The sequence below is a fragment of the Brevibacterium aurantiacum genome, assembly GCF_900169065.1.
GTDB lineage: Bacteria > Actinomycetota > Actinomycetes > Actinomycetales > Brevibacteriaceae > Brevibacterium > Brevibacterium aurantiacum.
Window position 1 is genome coordinate 16218 of the sequence record NZ_FXZB01000002.1, and the last position, 18162, is coordinate 34379.

Consider the following 18162-nt stretch of genomic DNA (forward strand, 5'->3'; position numbering starts at 1 on the left):
CCTCCCCGCCCCTTCCTCCTGGTCCTAGTGTCTGTTCGACCTCGCCACAGTCTCAACACTCGTCTCCGCCCTCACCCTGACTCCTCCATACCGGATCGCTGGACCACCCAGAGCTGTCTCGACTCATCGGCTCCAGCCCGGCAACTCACCCTCGCGATGGCCTCCCCGATCAGCCCCGCCGCCTGAAGACACAAATAAATGGACGCATGTTACCTGCGGTAGTGCCCGCACACCTTCCTCACGAAGCGACTCGTGAGGAAGGCGGTGACCGGCATGAAAGGCGGCGTGACCCTCTTCCGCGGACCGGGCACTGCCGCCCGCCGGTACCTCGAATCCGACCGGTCCACCGCGGATGACTACTACCTCGAAGGCGGCACCGCCCTCGCGGACTTCACCATCACCAACAGTCGCGGTGAGGTCGTCTCGAACACCGGGCTGGACCCGGAGCAGTACGCAGGCTGGGTGGACTGGGTCCATCCGCTGACCGGGGAGCGGATGGGCATCCCGCGGGAGGCTGGCGAGGTCCGGAAGGGCTCCCCGCGGTTCGCGGAGATGGTCGTCAACACCCCCAAGTCCCTGTCGATCGCTGCCGCCCTGCACCCGGAGGTCTCTGACGCCCTCGATGCCGCGCAGCAGGACGCGGTGGCCGAGATTCGGCGGTGGCTGGCACAGCACGCCTACACGCGAGTCGGCCCGCGCGGGCAGCAGGAAATCATCCCGGTCGAGTCGGTGCAGACCGTCGCCGTGGTGCACCGCACCAGTCGTGCCGGTGATCCGCACCGGCACGTGCACTTCCAGATCGGCACCCGCGTGCCCGCCGCGGGCAAGTGGCGTGCCCTCGATACCGCGGTCCTGTTCAAGCAACAGGGCGCCATCCGTGCACTCGGCGCTGCGGTGATCGCCGCGCACCCGCACCTGGCTGCAACCCTGTACCGGCTCGGGCTCACCCTCGACCCCGTCACCGGGGAGGTCACGGAGCTGGAGACGTTCAACCCGGTGATGAGCAAGCGTGCCCATCAGGTCGAACGCAACCTGAAGCGGTTGGAGGCCGAGTGGGAGTCCGCGCATCCCGGCGAGGAGCCCGGCCCCGTCGTCCGCGCGCGGCTGCTGCACAAGGCGTGGGCGCATGAGCGGCCGAACAAGAAACCGTCCGACCTCGGCGACGAAGATGCTTGGAAGCAAGAGCTGGTCGAGGCCGGTTACAACCCCGAGACCCTCACCCGTGCACCAGCACCCGAGCGGGTGTCCGTCGATGACCTCAGCGTGCAGGAAGTCGCCAACCGTGCCCTCGACCGCAGTGCGGCGGGTGGGTCGACGTGGACGGTGCACACCATCCGCGAGCACGTCACCCGCATCACCACCGACCACGGCGCGCAAGCGACACCTACGGAGTTGCGCGAGTTCGTGCAACTCGCCACCGATCTCGCAATAGGGGATTGCTTCTCCGTGCTGCCGCCCGGTGCCGTGCACCCCGAGCATGTTGCACACCTCACCAGTCTGCGGGTGGTGGAGGCCGAGACGCAGTTGCGTGACCGGCTCGAAGCGCAGGCACCGAACCGCGAGCCGCCCCGTCCCGACCTGACCGAGCTCGCCGCCGAGCACGGTCTCGATGCCGGGCAGGCCGAGGCTGCGGCCGCGGTCGCCTCCCCTGACCCGCTCGTCGTGGTTGAAGGGGCCGCCGGGTCCGGGAAGACCACCATGCTCGCCACCGCCATCGAAGCCCTCGACCACGACGGACGGTCGGTGCGGGTGGTCACCCCGACGAAGAAGGCCGCCCAAGTCGCAGCCGAGACCCTGAAGGTGCCCGCGGATTCCGTAGCCGCGCTCGTCTACGCGCACGGGTTCAGGTGGAACGACGACGGTGTCTGGACCCGCCTCAATCCGGGCGACGCCGACCCCGCCACGGGCCAGACCTACACCGGCCCGCCCAAGGGACCACGGTTGGTGCGGGGTGAGCGAGTGATCGTGGACGAGGCAGGAATGCTCGACCAGGACACCGCCCTCGCCCTCCTCACCATCGTCCGCGAGGCCAAGGCGTCGGTGGCGCTGGTCGGCGACCGTGCCCAGCTGCCCGCGGTCGGGCGTGGCGGGGTGCTCGACATGGCCGCGCACATCCGTGGTGCAACCGTGGACATGAGCGAGCTGCACCGCTTCGACGACGAGCAGTACGCGGCGCTGACGTTGCGGATGCGCGACGGGAGGAACCCCGCGGCGATCTTCGACGTGTTGCAGGCGATGGGTCTGGTCCGGTTGCATGCCGACGATGACGCCATGCGCGAGCACATCGCCCAGAACACGATCCCCGAGGATGCGGTCACGGTGGCGACCAACGACGAGGCCACCGCGCTCAACGAGCGCATCCGCACCGTCCGCATCGAAGCTGGCGAGGTCGACGACGCCCGCACCGTGACCGGTTCTGATGGCCTGGCGATCGGTGTGGGTGATCTGGTGCAGGCGCGGCAGAACGATGCCGAGTTGCGGGTGGCGAACCGGCAGACCTTCACCGTCCAACAGATCAGCGAGGACGGTACGGTGCATGCCATCGAGACCGGCACCGACCGGAAGCACAACGTCACGGTCACCCTCCCGCCGGGGTATGTGGCCGAGCACGTGCATCTGGCCTACGCCTCCACCGCCTACGGCGTCCAAGGCACCACCGTCGACAGTGCGCACACGGTGCTCTCAGACGCTCTCGACGCGGCAGCCGTCTATGTGGGCCTCACCCGTGGCAGCGGACGCAACGAACTCCACGTGATCGCTGCGGACCTCGCAGGGGCGAGGGCGCAGTTCGTGGAGGCGATGGGTCGCGACCGCGCCGACCGGGGCCTGACCGATGCCACCGCCCGCGCGAACGAGGCCATCGCCGGTCTGGTCAAGGACGGACCTATCTCGATGGTCTCGGAGGAGCTGGCGCGGCTCGACGGGCTGGCGGAGAAGGCGGAGCAGCGGGCCGCCTGGTGGGAGAACGTCGGCGACCAGCTCACTGGGCTGTCGGCCCGGCATCGGGATGAGACGGATGAGAGCACCAGCGCCCTCGCCACGGCAGAGGAGCACGCCACCACCGTGGGGGCCGACACTCTCGCACCCCTGGAGGCCCGCGCCGAAACCGAAGGCCAGGAATACCTTGACGCCGTGGGCGAGGAAGCCCAGGCCGCCGGACGGCTCGCGACGGCTGGCTGGTTCGGCAAGCGGCGCGCCCAGCGCGAGCACGACACCGCCCGCGAGCACACCCAGGCCCTGCGCGGTCGCCTGTCCTCGGAGTGGGGCACTCTCCCGCGGCATGGGGGCGACCTCGACGAGTGGGTGGATCGTGTCGCCGCTCAACGGGCCGAGGAGTCTCCCGAGGTGGTGGAGGCTGGCGAGGCCGTGGTCGAGGCGCGGCAGGCGCGTACCGGGTTGCAGGAGCGACAGCGCCGCGACCGGCTGACGCTATTGGCGCGCCTCCACGGGGTGGACAACGTCCGCCGTGACCCCGACCGCTACCTGCGCACGAGCCCCCGCAGGGAGGCGGCAAAGTGGAGGGCGTCGGCGGAAGAAGCGCGGGCCGACGCCGCCGAGCTTCGTGGCCTGCCGTCGGATCAGGCGGCGGATCTCATCGAGATCAAACGCGCCACCGCCGAAGCCCACGAGACAGCGCTCCGGGAACGGCAGCGGCAGCTCCCCGACGAGCAACACCCCGCCCGGAGCACTCCTCGCCGAGAGGGTCCGGCACGCGGTCTCTAGGAGGCAGGCGGCTTGCCCCAGATGCGCCGCTTGGTCAGGTGCCAGGCCCCGCACGACGGGCACTCATAGATCCGCAACGGACCGGCATAACGTGAGCGGCGCAAAGCGACCCGCGCGGCGTCACCATAGTCTCCGTACTGACGTTTGCCGGTATCGAGACACAGTGCGCGGCTCTGAGCGGGATGGTGCTTCTTCCGTCTGCGATGTCGGGCCATGTGCATCTCATTTTATAATTGAAGTACTGGTTTCCAGTCGCGCAGGGCTCCATGGAGATCTGAGAGAAGTGCGGCCTTGCGAACATTCTGGCGTCTGAGGACCGTGTGTGCTCCTCACTCCCACGCTGCTAGCTTTTCCGGATTCCGCACGGCCCAGATATGATCCACCATTCCCGAACTCACATTCACAGAAATGACTGCGACGATCTTCCCCTCGGAGGTGGCCACCAGGCCAGCCTCTCCGTTGACAACCTGTTCTTCGATATGGAGGCCCGGTTGGCGGCCAAACGCGCCAATGAAGAAACGAGCCACTTCCTCCGGGCCATACAACGGCTCCAAAGCAGCAGAAACGAGACCGCCACCATCGGTGACCGCCGTGACATTGGGGTCCAGCAGCTCAATAAGCCCCCCAATGTCGCCTTCGCTCCATGCGTTCTTGAATGAACGGACGACGGCAGCATGCTCTTCACTCGGCACCGCAATCTGGCGCGAATCTCGAATCCGCTTTCGTGCGGAAGACGCCAACTGACGGCAAGCTACCGGTGATCTTCCGACGATCTCAGCGACCTCTGCGAAGGTGAATCGAAAGACGTCATGCAGAACGAAAGCCACGCGTTCAGCTGGCGTCATCGACTCCAGCACAACTAAGAGGGCCATCGAGACGGACTCGTCCATACTTACTCGATCTGCTGGGTCGATCGAAGCTTGAGATGAGCTGCTAGTCCAGGCACTTGGATCGGGGATAGGTTCAGGGAGCCACTCGCCGACGTAAAGCTCTCGACGAACGCGCGCACTGCCGAGAAGATCGAAACAGATTCGGCTCGCGGTCGTAATTAGCCAAGCGCGTGGCGATCGCACGTCCTCGCGAGCAGAATCCTCAAGCCGATACCAGCGAATGTACGTATCTTGAACAGCGTCTTCAGCATCGCTGAGCGACCCGAGGAGTCGATAGCACAGGCCGAGTAGGATACTGCGCTCTTCGACGGCGTCCCCAAGGCTCGGCGGCTCAGTCACAGCCGACTCAGTGGCGTCCGGCATGATCCCTCCTTCTCGCCACCGGCCAGCTCGAGCAGGCAAGGCGGCTCTTGATTGAGACTATACAGCGGGGGCAGACCACCCCCTACAGGGAAGACGAAGCACACGATCAGAGTGTGAGGTCTGCTCCACCAGAACGTCGAGTGGTGTCGTCGCGTACAGGAGAACCGTCAGTCCGGGGGTTCTCAGAGGATTCCGTCGCTTGTGGCTCAGCAGATGAGTGACCGCGAAGCTCCCGAACCTCGTCAGGCGAAGGCGGAACGATACGATCCTCAAAGAACCTGCGAGAGAAGAACGCTCGCGCCCTCTCCCTGATTCGAATCCGCCCAGACTCATCTGGCCGCGGATGCAGTGGAGAGGGAGACTCATAGTTGACAAGCTCCCATCGTTGGAACTCATCAACCGGTGCGTGTATCTCCTGGTATTCGCCGCTCGGTAGACGCACGATCCTCCCCGTTTCGAAACCGTGCAGTGCGATCTCCTTGTCCTTTCTCTGCAGGCCGAGGCAGATCCGTCGAGCGATACTGAAGCCAACGATGGGTCCGAGGAACAGTGACACCTGGAGCGCAAGAATGACGTCCTCGTTGCTGAGAGAAAAGTGCAAAGCGATGACGTCAGAACCGGCAGCTATCCATAGAACCGCGTAGAAGACGATTGCGGCAATGCCTATACCGGTACGTGCGGGTGCATTCCTGGGGCGGACCAGCAGATGATGATCGCGTTTATCGGCGGAAATCCACGATTCGATAAATGGGTAGAGGATTGCAGCGACGAAGAACAACCCACATACGGCGACGGGAACGAGGATCGCAAGAGTGAGCGTATAGCCACTCAAGACGATCTCCCATCCTGGCGGTACGAGTCGCTGCGCCCCGTCCAGGAACGCGACAAACCAGAGAGCGCCGCCCCCGGCCGAAGCATTACCTGGGTCAGCGGGGCCATAGGTCCAGATCGGATTGATCGTCACAGTGGCGGCGATGAGGAACAGGATGCCAGACACCATGAGCATCAGACCGAATCGCTTGACTGCGGCGGGGGCGAGCGATTTCCCGACCACGTTGTTCTCGGACCTCCCTGGCAAAGGGAACTGAGTGGGCTTGTGACGGAATGTTTGAAAAGCGATGACAAGACCGAATAGGGCGATCAGTGCCGGAAGGATGAGGACATGCATCGGGTGCACCGTTGCTATCGCTCCGGATGGAAAGCTGCCTTGAAAGAAGAGTGATGAAAGAGTCGTACCAATCACTGGTATGGCCTTTAGGACGCCGTCGAGGACTGCAAGACTGCTGCCTGAGAGCATGTCATCCGGAAGGAAGTGCCCTGTCAGTCCCGCCATCATCGCCGTCATGAGGCAGCCGAACAGAGCTATCCAAGCTATTTCCCGCGGCTTGCGAAACTCGGCGGTAAAGAAGACTCGCAAGATCTGAAGAATCAGAGCCGCGATCATGAGCGATGCGCTCCAGGAATGCAGTTGGCGCATGAGCAACCCACCGCGGACCTCAAAGGACAGCTCCATGGTCGATGTGAATGCTCGCGAGGCTTCTACACCTCGTAACGGCTCATATGGGCCTTGGTACGTGACTGTTTCGACTGACGGGTCATAGAAGAACATCAGGAAGACGCCCGACAACATGCAGACGATGAATGACGCCAGGGCGATATGGATAAAGAAAAACGACCAATGATCGGGAAACACCCTGGTCCTAAGCTTTGCCAGCCAAGTGCTTGCTCCGACGCGCTTGTCTATCCAACTGCCGACCCGGTCGACGGCTCTCGTTCTCGGCGAATGTTCGCGTGGCACAAGTATCCCTTTCGTTGGCCCGTGGCACTTCAGCTGACCAACTAAGAGACGACGCGGCGCTGCGATCTGTGAGGCGGGACTCCCGCACTTCAGCGACTAAGGCGAGTCGCAACGCAGCCGGAGCGGGCGGTCCCGGGCCTCGGACTGCGACCGGCGGGACCGGCCCATAGCACCGTCCTTGACCTGGCCCGTAGGGGGGCTTCGAAGCGACCGTCCCCCACCCAATGCCGCCGCGGGGAGCCGCGATGACCAGCGCACCTGACGTTTTGAACCGCTGCTCCGTCGAAGTGTTACCAGAGTCACACCGGACGGACCACACCGCCGAAGGAGCCCGCACATGCAGACAGTAGTCCCGCATACCGCCAAGGATCAGACCACACCCGACTTCGGGTACGACGGAAGCACGAGTGATCGCCATGGTTCCCCGTGACAGCCACACCGAATCCGCCAGGTCTTTCCTCGAAGTCGTACAAGGCGAGCGGCTTCGCCTGCTGTCCGTCGCCTACAACCTGCTCGGATCAGCATCTGACGCAGAAGACGCAGTACAAGAGGCCTATCTCCGCTGGTACCGCCAACCGCCGTCAGAGCGGAATGCGATCAAGACGCCGGGAGCTTGGCTCACTAAAGTCATCACCCGAATTTGCCTCGACCAACTACGGTCGGCCCGCAAACGACGCGAAGTATACGTTGGCGAATGGCTTCCCGAGCCGATCCCTGCCTTCGATGTCAGAGTTGCCGAACCTTCGGAGACCACATCCGCCGACCCTGCCGACCGCATATCACTTGATGAGTCGGTTTCCATGGCGCTCCTGATCGTCCTCGACAAGATGTCACCCGCCGAACGCGTCAGCTTCGTCCTGCATGACGTGTTCCAATACTCCTTCGCCGAGATCGCGGAGATCGTCGGGCGTACCCCTCATGCGTGCCGCCAACTCGCTTCGTCAGCGAGGAAACGAGCAAAGAGCGCCACCTCTGGACGCGTCGAACAGGACGAACATCGGCGTGTTAACCAAGCTTTCAAAGAGGCATGGCAGCAAGGCAGTCTCACGAAGCTTCTTAACGTACTCGATCCAAGCGTTACCACCGTCACAGATGGGGGGGGAATCGTGAGCGCAGCAATTGACCCAATGGTCGGTGCAGAGCAAGTCGCCGCCTTCTTCAAGGCAGTCATGATCAAGCAACCCGACCTGATCGTCTCCGAGGCTGTCGTCAACTATCAGCCCGGCTTGATCGGGTCGTCGCATGGGCGCGTGATTGCTGTCGTAGCCACGCAGATCACTGGGACCCGAATTAGCAACATCTGGGCCGTTAGAAACCCCGAGAAGCTCCACCTCTGGCACAACGAACTCTCTGAAGGTGAGCCTCATGTCTTGCGCATTGCCTGAAAAAGCAACTCGAATCGCAATAGTGGGAGCCGGTATCGGCGGACTCATGCTCGCGGCTTCCCTCGGCGAGGACTACCAGATCGACCTCTTCGATCATCGGAGCTCGCTGAACGGTGACGGCTACGGACTCAACATCCAGCCTATTGCAGTAACGGAACTCGCTGGCCTCGGGCTCCTGTCTCGCTTGTGCAGCCTCGGAATACAGACTCGCGCACACCGGTACCTATCCTCAGACGGACAACAGATCATGGAAGAACCTCGGGGACGGTTCGCTGGGGAAGAGATGCCCCAACTATCGATCCTCCGACACGATCTGGTTTCGATCCTGCTCGCCCAGCTGCCCGGTAGTTGCCGGATACACACGAGCGCCACGATCACGATCGAAGACTTAGAACGGTGGGATAGGCAATCTCCTGCACCATATGACCTCATCGTCGGAGGAGGAATGATCAGAACCTGTGGACGGCCCTCGGTGGGGCGGCATGAGTGTGGCGCACCTTCCCGAGGATGATCTACAAGGAACGAAGAGTCTGATCAAGGACCGGCGTTGGCGCGCTGGTTCGGGAAGGTACGCCGATGCTCAAGGTAGTCCACGAGGAGAACGAGGCCAACCACGACGACGAGCCGAACGCCGGCGGCGGGTCACTGCTGGATGAGATCGTGCGCGACGGCGCGAAGCAGATGCTCGCCGCGGCGTTGCAGGCCGAGGTCGCCGCCTACATCGAGGCCCACGCGCACGAGATCGACGAGGACGGGCATCGACTGGTGGTGCGCAACGGCCACCACCAGTCGCGGGAAGTGACCACCTCCTCTGGTGCGGTACCGGTGACCGCGCCGCGCGTGAACGACAAGCGCGTCGACGAGACCACCGGGCAGCGGGCGCGGTTCTCCTCGAAGATCCTGCCCGCGTGGGCCCGCAAGTCCCCGCAGGTAGCCGAGGTGCTGCCACTGCTGTACCTGCACGGGATGTCCAGCAACGACTTCGCGCCGGCGCTCGAGCAGTTCCTCGGCTCGGCGGCCGGTCTGTCGCCGGCCACGATCACGCGGTTGACGAAGGACTGGCAGGACCAGGCCCGCTCGTTCAACAAGCGCTCCCTGGCCGGCACGGACTACGTGTACGTGTGGGTCGACGGGATCCACCTGAAGGTGCGCCTGGAGCAGGACAAGGTCTGCCTACTGGTGATGATCGGCGTGCGAGCGGACGGCACCAAGGAGCTGATCGCCCTGGATGACGGGCACCGCGAGTCCACCGAGTCCTGGGCCGACCTGCTGCGCGACTGCAAACGCCGCGGCATGCACGCCCCGGTCCTGGCCGTCGGGGACGGCGCGCTGGGGTTCTGGGCCGCCGTGCGCGACGTCTTCCCCACCACTCGCGAACAGCGCTGCTGGTTCCACAAAATCGCGAACGTGCTCAACTGCCTGCCGAAGTCGGCCCAGCCGGGCGCGAAGAAGGCCCTCGCCGAGATCTGGCAGGCCGAAGACCGCGAACACGCTGAAGCCGCCGCCAAGTCGTTCGCCGCCGAGTACGGGGTCAAGTGGCCCAAGGCCGCCGCGAAGATCACCGACGACCTCGACGTGCTCCTGGAGTTCTACGACTACCCGGCCGAGCACTGGATCCACCTACGCACCACAAACCCGATCGAGTCGACCTTCGCCACCGTGCGCCTTCGTCAGCGCGTCACCAAGGGACCCGGATCCAGGGCCGCGGGCATAGCGATGGCGTTCAAACTCATCGAGTCCGCACAAGCACGCTGGCGAGCAGTCAACGCACCCCACCTCGTCGCCCTCGTGCGCGCCGGAGCGGTCTTCGACAAGGGAGAGCTCGTCGAGCGCCCCGACGAGCAGAACCAGCACGAGGAATCAGGAGGCGATCAACACGTCGCATGACACGCCGGACCGCACGTACGGACAATACCTCTGAGGGTCATGCCAGCATGAACTCATGCAGGTTGAGGAAGCACAAGAGGATGTCCGCCGCGTCTACCGGGGAGGGTTCTCCGGTCCCCTCGCTGCAGCGCTCACCTGGTTCGCTGCCGCAGCCGTCTATCAGTGGGTTTCATCAGATGCGGCGATGGCCGTGCTGTTCTTCGGTGGGATGTTCATCTTTCCGCTAGCGACGCTTATTCTGAAGATTCTGGGAGGCCCCACCGCTCTCCCGAAGGGGCATCCGTCGATCTCGTTGGCGATGCAGTCCGCCTTCACCGTGCCCTTGGGCATGCTTGTCGCGATCGCGGTCGGGATCTACGAACCAGCCCTGTTCTTCCCTGCATCGCTCATCATCGTCGGAGCCCACTACCTCACGTTTATCTCCCTCTACGGGATGTGGCTCTATGGAGCCTTGGCTGGGGTACTCGTCGCAGTCGGCACAGTCTCGTTGTTCTGGCTCCCAAGCCTTGGCGGGATCAGCGGGTGGGTCGGCGCAGCGGTCCTGCTGCTATTCGCAATCCCGCTATACCTCTCCTACCGCGCATCGCTCGCCAGCGAAACCGTCCCGACGGACGTGGTGGCTGATGAACGCTGAGGCTGTCGCTGTGCCAACTGGAGACGTTGATTGACGGACTGGGTTCGACACCCCGATCCACAAGTCTTGACAATACCTCTCGTCGGAGCGGACGGCATCAACTCCGTCACCCGTACCTACACCGTAGGAGCCACCGCGCTTCACGATGGCGGCATGACTCTCTATCGCGGAGTCGCGGACCTCCCCAAGATGCTCGACGGAGAGACCTTCATCCTCGTCACAGCCGACGATGGCTGTCGACTCATCGCCTACCCGGTCTCCGCGCCCATTGCTAGAAGCGGATCGAGCCGGATCAACTGGGTGCTCCTCGTCCCTGACAGAGTCTACGAGGGACAAACTCCGGTCCTCGGCGAGAGCCAAGAAGCCGTGCGGCGCATACTGGGGTCCCTCATCGGAAACTGGGCCCTCGACTTCCTAGACATCGAAGCGATGATCGAGAAGTCCCCGACCATCAAGTCGGACCGCCTCCGTGACCGTGACCCAATCAATCAGTGGTCCCGCTCACGAGTCGTATTACTTGGCGACGCGGCACACCCGATGTACCCCATTGGGGCACAGGGTGCCTCGCAAACTATCGTCGACGCCGCCTGTCTTGCCGGGGCAATCAAGACCGAAGCCGACCCATTCATCGCCATTGCGGAGTTCGTGTCCGCCAGGCTTCCTCAGACCAACAACGTCGTGCTCGCGAATCGAAAGATGAACCGCGAAGAACTCGAACATGTCGGCACCGCCAGTAGCACCCGATCCGAAAAGTTTCGAACCACAACCTCGAACTATCGCCAAGCTGTCCGCGATAGAACTCGGCCGCACTCAAGCAGCGTCGGCCACAACACCATCGAAAGGTAACCGACGTGAGCTATCTGAAGTGCGACGTAATCATCATTGGAGCCGGAGTCTCAGGGATCTATGCGGCCCATAAGCTCTCCAACGACCTCGGTCTCGACGTTGTCGGCATCGAGAAGGGCAGCGATGCGGGAGGAACCTGGTACTGGAACAGATACCCAGGAGTTCAGGCTGACACGGATAGCCATGTCTATCGGTACTCCGGTGATCCGACCGTATCGCCCTCCTGGGATCGCGCCGCGCGATATCAGAAGGGCAGCCAGATTCGTGACTATCTTCAGGATTTCATGAAGCGGCAAGACTTGGACAAGATCTTCCACTTCGAGACGACCGCAACTACGGCTGACTTCAAAGAAGAGCAAGCACGGTGGGAAGCGCGGACGGACAGAGGCCAGACGTTCTCGGCTCGGTATCTCATCGGAGCCGCCGGCGTCCTCTCGAAGCCGGTCCTCCCCAACATCCCCGGCCTTGCATCGTTCACCGGGCAGACCATCCACACGGCTCGATGGCCTGAAGGCGTGAGTCTCGCCGGAGCAAGAGTCGCGGTGTTTGGCACCGGATCAACTGGTTGCCAGCTCATCGCCAATGCAGCGACCGAGGTCGAAGAGATGGTCGTCTTCCAACGCACAGCCCAGTACGTCGTCCCGGCGGGGCAACGACGGTGGACCGACAGCGAATCTCACCACTATGAAGAGTCCTTCGCCGAACTCTGGGATGCCTGGCGGCTGACGAGACTTGCGTGCGGTTTCGAGGAGCCACAAACCGGGGCGCAAGATGTCGATGAGAAGACGCGAGAAGAAGTCTTTGAGAACGCCTGGGAGGAAGGCGGAGGCTTCAATTTCATGTTCGGGACGTTCTCCGATCTTGCGTTCAATCGCGTCTCCAACAACGCCGCCGCTGACTTCATCAAGCAGAAGATCAACGTCATCGTCAGGGACAGCGACACGGTGAAGGATCTGACTCCCACCGAGCCGTACGCCAGGCGCCCCGTCGCTGTAGACAACTACTACGAGACCTTCAACCGCGAGAACGTATCCCTGGTGAACAGCAGACGGAACCCTATCCGATCCGTTACGCCGCACGGAATCACCCTCGACGACGGACGCTTCTTCGAAGTCGATGTCATCGTGTTCGCCACCGGGTTCGAGGCAGTAGACGGGGCATACCGCGATTTCCACGTCCAAGGGCGAGAAGGCACGAACCTGCTCGAACACTGGGGCGATGCTCCTTCGTCGTACTTAGGGATTGCTACGCCGAAGTTCCCGAACTTCTTCACCGTACTTGGACCTTTGGGGGTCTTTTCGAACTTGCCGCCAGGCATCGAGGCACAGGTCGATTTCATCGCAGAGGTGATCGCGGTAGCCGACTCTACCGAGGCCGCCACCATCGAAGTACATCCAGACGCTGTGAATCGTTGGGCGGTTGAGTCCACGGAGATGGCCCAGGGCTCCGTTTTCGCCGAAGTTAAATCGTGGATCTTTGGGTCAAATGTTCACACCGACAGCCCCCGAGCACTCTTCTACTTCGGCGGCCTCGGCTCATACCGCCAACGACTTCGCAACGAGATCGACAATCGACTTCCAAGTTTCCAGCTGTCCACCCGGTCGCGGCTGACTCAACAGAGAGAAGGAGCACACCATGTCCATCAGTGAGAACGATGACCTCCGCAACAAGAACCTCCAAACCGTCGAACGGTACATGCATACCAAAGGCGAGGACCGATACCACCGACACAACCTGTTTGTCGAGGAAGGGATCGGGGGTCTCTGGACCACCGAATCGGGACAAGCAATCGAGATCCGAGGCAAGTCGGCGCTTGAGCGGCATGCGCACTGGTCGCTCCAGTGCTTCCCTGACTGGGAGTGGTACAACATCACAGTCCACCCTGAGACCGATCCCAACCATTTCTGGGTCGAATGCGATGGTCACGGTGCCATCCGGTTCGAGGGGTATGACGAGGGATACTACGAAAACCACTTCCTGTTTTCGTTCGAGATGGACGGCGGCCTGATCGTCCGGTGCCGCGAATTCATGAACCCCATCTTGCAGCTCAAGGCCCTCGGCCTCCCGGTGCCGCGAATTGAACGCAAAGGCATCCCCCAGTAATGACTACGCCGACCAGAAGCCACACGCATCAGTCCACTCTCACTCGATACTCCTCCGCAGCGCATCAGCCCACATGGCCCCAACCGCACCTAGTCGAGCAGGTGCGGCACCGGCTGGAGGCGGCACAGTCCCTCGTGACCCCAGAGGAAATCGAGGAGCTGCGAGTCTGTCTGGCAGTTGTCGCCAGCGGCCACGCAACCGTCGTTCAGCTTGGCGACTGCGCTGAGCCGTTCGTCGAGCTATCACCGCAGGCCGTCGACCGGAAGCTGGACTTCATAGATGAAGCCGCTGACCTGGTCGCTGGAGCCACCGGCCAGGGGGTGATCGCTATCGGTCGGGTCGCGGGTCAGTTCGCGAAGCCCCGCAGCAATCCGACCGAGACCGTCGCCGGACAAGACATTCCAACGTACATGGGCGACGCAGTCAACGGGCCTGGATCAACTCCTGAAGAACGCGAGCCGGACCCGTTCCGGCTCTTGAGAGGTCATCGTTTGGCCCAGCGGGCGACGGAGGCCATACGTCACCACAACAGCACGACCGGACGAAAGATCTGGACGAGCCATGAGGCGCTGCTGATGGACTACGAACACCCGCAGGTTCGATTCCAGGGACATGATCGTTACCTGACATCGACGCACTGGCCCTGGATAGGCAACCGTACCCGGCAGCTCGACGGTGCCCACTTATCGCTCATGGAGGTCATTCGCAATCCGGTGTCTTGCAAGATTGGACCAGGTGTATCAACGAGCGAAGCTGAACGGCTTGTCAGGACCCTTAATCCGCATAACGAAAAGGGGCGCCTCTCGCTCATTGCGCGATTCGGTCGTTCACGGATCAGAGATGACTTTCCCGCCGTCGTCTCGGCACTATGCACCGCCGGCCTTGAAGTTAATTGGATGGTGGATCCTCTTCACGGCAACACGAGAAGTGCTGATGATGGAGCCAAGACACGACTGATGCCTGATGTCCTGGACGAGGTAACCGCCTTCAACGAAATTCTCAAGACCTTTGACCTCCACTCCGCAGGTATCCATCTGGAAGCCACCGGAGACTATGGGATCGAAGAGTGCACCACGAGTGTCGATAGCCGACGTGGGTCTAACAGCTACCGGAGCCTCTGCGACCCGCGTCTCAATCGAATCCAAACTGCCGAAGTCCTAACCGCTTGGACGGAGGGCCGCTGACATGAAACATACATTCACAACTACGTCATACGCGCAAGTCACTATCGCTGATGTGAAGACGCGCGGACCCGGATGGGCACTCGATTGGACCCGCGCGGCACTGCTCGTCCATGACATGCAGGAGTACTTCGTCCGAGCACTGCCAGCTGAGCCATCTCATCAGTTGCAAAGCAACGTCAGCCGGCTCGTACGTCTCGCCAGAGATCGAGGAGCGCCGCTGATCTACAGCGGTCAGCGTGGCGGGATGACCTTGGAAGAACGAGGACTCATGACGGACTTCTGGGGGCCTGGGATGGACGCAGACGAGGAGGACCGCCGCTTGGTCGACTCTGTTGAGCCTACGGAGCAGGACTCCCGAATTACGAAACGGCGCTATAGCGCCTTCACCCACACCGGCTTGGCAGAACTCCTCTCGGGTTTCGGCAAAGATCAGCTGATCGTCTGTGGGATCTACCTACATGTGGGCATCCTGGCAACTGCCATCGACTGCGTCGCCGAAGACATCCAGTGCTTCGTGATCGGAGATGCAACCGCAGACTTCAATCGAACTCTCCACATCGACACGCTGGAATATATCGGCGATCGATGCGGACAGATCACGTTCATTGGAAGCGACCTGATATGAACTGCCAGGTTTCCGCCAGCCAGGCGTTGCAGATAATCAGCGAACACGAGACCAGCTACGCCCTGATACTGCGACAAGCGACCCCGGACTATATCGACCTGCTCATCTTCGACGCCAGCACCGTTGAGGACACGACTCAGATCGCCACCGACGATGAAGCCACCAAACTCGTACTCCTTCCTTACCGTTCGATCGAAGAACGTGGATTCTCCGCTCAAGACGACAAGCAACCAATCTTGACCTGCACGGTGTCCCAGCACTATGTCACAGACCGCGACGAATTCGAGAGCCTGGTCGCGGGACCAATAGGCCACGTGGAGAATTTCGAGTTCGATATCAGCGATGCGGAATACGCGGACATTGCCTCCGCCTCCATTGTCGAAGACATCGGCAGCGGCCTCGGGTCAAACTTCGTCCTAAAACGAACGCTTCAAGGAACGCTGAGCGATAGCAGTAACGCCTCACTACTCGGACTCTACAAGCGGCTGCTCCAACGCGAAGCAGGCGCCTATTGGACCTTTCTAGTCTCGTTGGAAGACAGAGTCTTCCTGGGGGCTTCTCCTGAGCGCCACGTGTCGCTTCATGACTCAATCGTAGCGATGACCCCCATCAGCGGAACTCTAAGAGCGGAAGGGCGTCGACCGACAACACGCGAGGTCCAAGCGTTCTTAGCAGACCAGAAGGAAGCCGATGAACTCCTCATGGTGCTGGATGAGGAGCTGAAGATGATGGCCTCACTCTGCCCGGAAGGGGCCGCCGTAATCGGTCCACGCATTCGTCGAATGTCTAACGTCGTCCACACGGAGTTCGAAATCTCCGGTCGGACCTCCGCCAACATCGGCCGAGTGCTCAGATCGACCCTCCTAGCTCCAACAGTCGTGGGGAGCCCCCTGGAGAGCGCTACTCGCGTCATCCACAAACGGGAGCCCTCGCCGCGCGGCTACTACAGCGGCGTGGTGGCTCTGGTCGAACCCGACGGCGGCGGCGGACAATCTCTCGATTCAGCCATCCTCATCCGAACCGCCGAGATATCGCGATACGGCGACGTAAGTATTTCGGCTGGCTCAACTATTGTGCGCCATTCAGATCCCGACTCCGAAGCGCAGGAGACTCGTGCCAAGACTGCGGGATTGCGACAGGTCTTTGAGGCTGAGGCTTCCCTTGACGCCTCCATTGGCCAGGCCATGACAGTTCGCCGCGCCGTAGTGTCCGACTTCTGGCTCAAGAGCACAACTGAGCGCGCACTGAACCGACATCGATTCAGCGGCCGGACATGCCTCATAGTGACCGCCGAAGACGACTTTACACACATGCTGGCTGTACTACTCAGATCCTTGGGATTCTACGTGGACGAACAACCAGCCCTCGACGTGGACGAACTCCCGGCTGACCGTGATCTGATTCTGTTCGGCCCTGGTCCCGGCAACCCCGAGAACAAGACCGATCAGCGCATCGTTTCTCTTCACCGGCTCATCCGGTCCGCGCTGTTGCAACGGCGACCGTTCCTCGCCGAGTGTTTGAGCCATCAGATACTCGCGCTAGAGCTTGGCTTGCCCATAGCTCGACTAGCGCAACCGCACCAAGGTGAGCAGATCGAACTTCCGCTCTGGAATCGACAAGCGACACTGGGGTTCTACAACACATACACCGCTCGTTCCCTAACCCCCTTCGTCCATTCCAGTCCCGCAAGGCATGTCCGGGCGATCCTGCACCCTGACTCCGAGGACGTCGCAGTACTCAGCGGTACGGCGTTTGCCTCGACCCAGTTCCACATTGAGTCAGTTCTGACTCACAACAATGATTGGCTGCTCGCTGAACTCATCGAGGGTGTACTCAGCCGTTCCGAAACGAGGACGACCAAGAAGGTGGACCGTGGAACATCAGTACCAATTAGTTGACGCGTTCGCCACCAGACCCCTGGTCGGTAACCCAGTTGCTGTGTTCCTCGACTCGTTCGACTTGGACCAAAGGACGATGCAAGACATCGCCGCCGAGTTTCAACTATCGGAAGTCGTCTTTGTCGACAGACCGAGGAGCGATCCGACGCGGGTGCAATGCAGAATATTCACCCCTGTGAACGAACTGCCGTTCGCGGGCCACCCGCTCATCGGTGCAGCGCGAGTGCATCTGGACCGTCATCAACTCTCTAACGCAACGTTCACAACTCCGTCCGGGGCGGTAAGGATCTCCAAAGATCCGGCTGATACGAGTAGCGTGCAGATCACCCAAGCCATGCCCACTGAGGTCGCAACCGAACATGCAGCTGAGCTGAAAGCCGCTCTAGGCACATCGAGCTTCGCTGGCCCGCCAGCGCTTTACGACGCGGGTGCCAGACATCTCGTAGTACCCATCAGGACCGTAAATGAGTTGATGGCGATACGCCCAGATCAGCGCCGTCTCTCTATTTTCGAGGACATGGCGATCAACTGCTATGCCGCAGAAAACGGAGTCCTGTTCAATCGAATGTTCTCCCCGGCATATGGTGTCCAAGAAGATGCGGCCACCGGATCAGCCTGCGCACCAATAGCGCTACATGCGGTGTCGATCGGACTCCATGACTCACTACTCCGGGTTGAAGTCCGACAAGGGCACAAGCTCGGCAAAGATTGTCGGATGACAGTTTCGATTCGACAGGATCAAGAGCCGCAATGCGCTGTCTCCTTATCGGGAGCTACGGCTCTTGTCGCTCACGGCACGCTACTCGTATAAACCAGAACGGATCGA

Annotated in this window: 15 protein-coding genes; 12 read left to right on the forward strand and 3 right to left on the reverse strand. The window is 61.7% G+C overall.

Going from position 1 to position 18162, the window contains the following annotated elements; all coding sequences use genetic code 11:
- The first annotated feature begins 273 nt into the window (after window positions 1-273).
- Window positions 274-3723 (forward strand): MobF family relaxase, encoded by a 3450-nt coding sequence (mobF, locus tag BAUR9175_RS01685; RefSeq protein ID WP_240689230.1) that lies wholly within the window; start codon window positions 274-276, stop codon window positions 3721-3723.
- Here the strand turns inward: mobF and BAUR9175_RS01690 are convergent.
- The 3 genes from BAUR9175_RS01690 to qcrB all read right to left on the reverse strand — a co-directional run bounded on the left by BAUR9175_RS01690 (window position 3720) and on the right by qcrB (window position 6774).
- A complete protein-coding gene (locus BAUR9175_RS01690) occupies window positions 3720-3938 on the reverse strand; it encodes a hypothetical protein (RefSeq protein WP_101582776.1) in 219 nt (72 codons plus the stop codon). The two genes, mobF and BAUR9175_RS01690, sit on opposite strands and share 4 nt — an antisense overlap.
- A gap of 114 nt (window positions 3939-4052) precedes the next feature.
- Complete coding sequence (gene sigJ, locus BAUR9175_RS01695) at window positions 4053-4976, reverse strand: RNA polymerase sigma factor SigJ (RefSeq protein ID WP_101582779.1); 924 nt, start codon at window positions 4974-4976, stop codon at window positions 4053-4055.
- Between the two features lie 106 nt (window positions 4977-5082).
- Window positions 5083-6774 carry a cytochrome bc1 complex cytochrome b subunit gene (gene qcrB / locus BAUR9175_RS01700; protein WP_443090120.1) on the reverse strand — a complete coding sequence of 564 codons (1692 nt, stop codon included), beginning with the start codon at window positions 6772-6774 and terminating at the stop codon, window positions 5083-5085.
- 416 nt (window positions 6775-7190) lie between these two features.
- Between qcrB and sigJ (BAUR9175_RS01705) the strand changes: the two genes are divergently transcribed.
- The 11 genes from sigJ (BAUR9175_RS01705) to BAUR9175_RS01755 all read left to right on the forward strand — a co-directional run bounded on the left by sigJ (BAUR9175_RS01705) (window position 7191) and on the right by BAUR9175_RS01755 (window position 18147).
- A complete protein-coding gene (sigJ, locus tag BAUR9175_RS01705) occupies window positions 7191-8159 on the forward strand; it encodes an RNA polymerase sigma factor SigJ (RefSeq protein ID WP_101582877.1) in 969 nt (322 codons plus the stop codon).
- Window positions 8140-8670, forward strand: coding sequence for an NAD(P)-binding protein (locus tag BAUR9175_RS19895; protein ID WP_146000913.1), 531 nt, complete (start codon window positions 8140-8142; stop codon window positions 8668-8670). The genes sigJ (BAUR9175_RS01705) and BAUR9175_RS19895 overlap by 20 nt, the downstream gene beginning before the upstream one ends.
- A 65-nt stretch (window positions 8671-8735) precedes the next feature.
- On the forward strand, window positions 8736-10046 hold the full coding sequence (locus BAUR9175_RS01715; protein ID WP_096146761.1) for an IS256 family transposase: 1311 nt from the start codon (window positions 8736-8738) through the stop codon (window positions 10044-10046).
- A gap of 55 nt (window positions 10047-10101) precedes the next feature.
- A complete protein-coding gene (locus tag BAUR9175_RS01720; RefSeq protein WP_096146762.1) occupies window positions 10102-10680 on the forward strand; it encodes a DUF7010 family protein in 579 nt (192 codons plus the stop codon).
- Window positions 10681-10746: 66 nt separating this feature from the next.
- Window positions 10747-11526, forward strand: coding sequence for an FAD-dependent monooxygenase (locus BAUR9175_RS01725; protein ID WP_101582786.1), 780 nt, complete (start codon window positions 10747-10749; stop codon window positions 11524-11526).
- A gap of 5 nt (window positions 11527-11531) precedes the next feature.
- Window positions 11532-13175, forward strand: a complete 1644-nt coding sequence (locus tag BAUR9175_RS01730; RefSeq protein WP_101582789.1) for a flavin-containing monooxygenase — start codon at window positions 11532-11534, stop codon at window positions 13173-13175.
- The gene (locus tag BAUR9175_RS01735) at window positions 13162-13629 is read left to right on the forward strand and encodes a PhzA/PhzB family protein (RefSeq protein ID WP_101582791.1); all 468 of its coding nucleotides are present in this window, start codon (window positions 13162-13164) and stop codon (window positions 13627-13629) included. The genes BAUR9175_RS01730 and BAUR9175_RS01735 overlap by 14 nt, the downstream gene beginning before the upstream one ends.
- Window positions 13629-14813: a 3-deoxy-7-phosphoheptulonate synthase gene (locus tag BAUR9175_RS01740; RefSeq protein WP_101582792.1), complete on the forward strand. Its 1185-nt coding sequence runs from the start codon at window positions 13629-13631 to the stop codon at window positions 14811-14813. The genes BAUR9175_RS01735 and BAUR9175_RS01740 overlap by 1 nt, the downstream gene beginning before the upstream one ends.
- A gap of 1 nt (window position 14814) precedes the next feature.
- Complete coding sequence (locus tag BAUR9175_RS01745) at window positions 14815-15438, forward strand: isochorismatase family protein (RefSeq protein ID WP_101582794.1); 624 nt, start codon at window positions 14815-14817, stop codon at window positions 15436-15438.
- The gene (locus tag BAUR9175_RS01750) at window positions 15435-17336 is read left to right on the forward strand and encodes an anthranilate synthase family protein (RefSeq protein WP_180959191.1); all 1902 of its coding nucleotides are present in this window, start codon (window positions 15435-15437) and stop codon (window positions 17334-17336) included. Before BAUR9175_RS01745 ends, BAUR9175_RS01750 begins: the two co-directional genes overlap by 4 nt.
- Window positions 17311-18147, forward strand: coding sequence for a PhzF family phenazine biosynthesis protein (locus BAUR9175_RS01755; protein ID WP_164743280.1), 837 nt, complete (start codon window positions 17311-17313; stop codon window positions 18145-18147). The genes BAUR9175_RS01750 and BAUR9175_RS01755 overlap by 26 nt, the downstream gene beginning before the upstream one ends.
- Window positions 18148-18162 lie beyond the last annotated feature (15 nt).

Coding starts and splice junctions, on each gene's coding strand:
- mobF (WP_240689230.1), top strand. CDS start 274: ATGAAAGGCGGCGTGACCCTCTTCCGCGGACCGGGCACTGCCGCCCGC.
- BAUR9175_RS01690 (WP_101582776.1), bottom strand. CDS start 3,938: ATGGCCCGACATCGCAGACGGAAGAAGCACCATCCCGCTCAGAGCCGC.
- sigJ (WP_101582779.1), bottom strand. CDS start 4,976: ATGCCGGACGCCACTGAGTCGGCTGTGACTGAGCCGCCGAGCCTTGGG.
- sigJ (WP_101582877.1), top strand. CDS start 7,191: ATGGTTCCCCGTGACAGCCACACCGAATCCGCCAGGTCTTTCCTCGAA.
- BAUR9175_RS19895 (WP_146000913.1), top strand. CDS start 8,140: ATGTCTTGCGCATTGCCTGAAAAAGCAACTCGAATCGCAATAGTGGGA.
- BAUR9175_RS01715 (WP_096146761.1), top strand. CDS start 8,736: ATGCTCAAGGTAGTCCACGAGGAGAACGAGGCCAACCACGACGACGAG.
- BAUR9175_RS01720 (WP_096146762.1), top strand. CDS start 10,102: ATGCAGGTTGAGGAAGCACAAGAGGATGTCCGCCGCGTCTACCGGGGA.
- BAUR9175_RS01735 (WP_101582791.1), top strand. CDS start 13,162: ATGTCCATCAGTGAGAACGATGACCTCCGCAACAAGAACCTCCAAACC.
- BAUR9175_RS01740 (WP_101582792.1), top strand. CDS start 13,629: ATGACTACGCCGACCAGAAGCCACACGCATCAGTCCACTCTCACTCGA.
- BAUR9175_RS01745 (WP_101582794.1), top strand. CDS start 14,815: ATGAAACATACATTCACAACTACGTCATACGCGCAAGTCACTATCGCT.
- BAUR9175_RS01750 (WP_180959191.1), top strand. CDS start 15,435: ATGAACTGCCAGGTTTCCGCCAGCCAGGCGTTGCAGATAATCAGCGAA.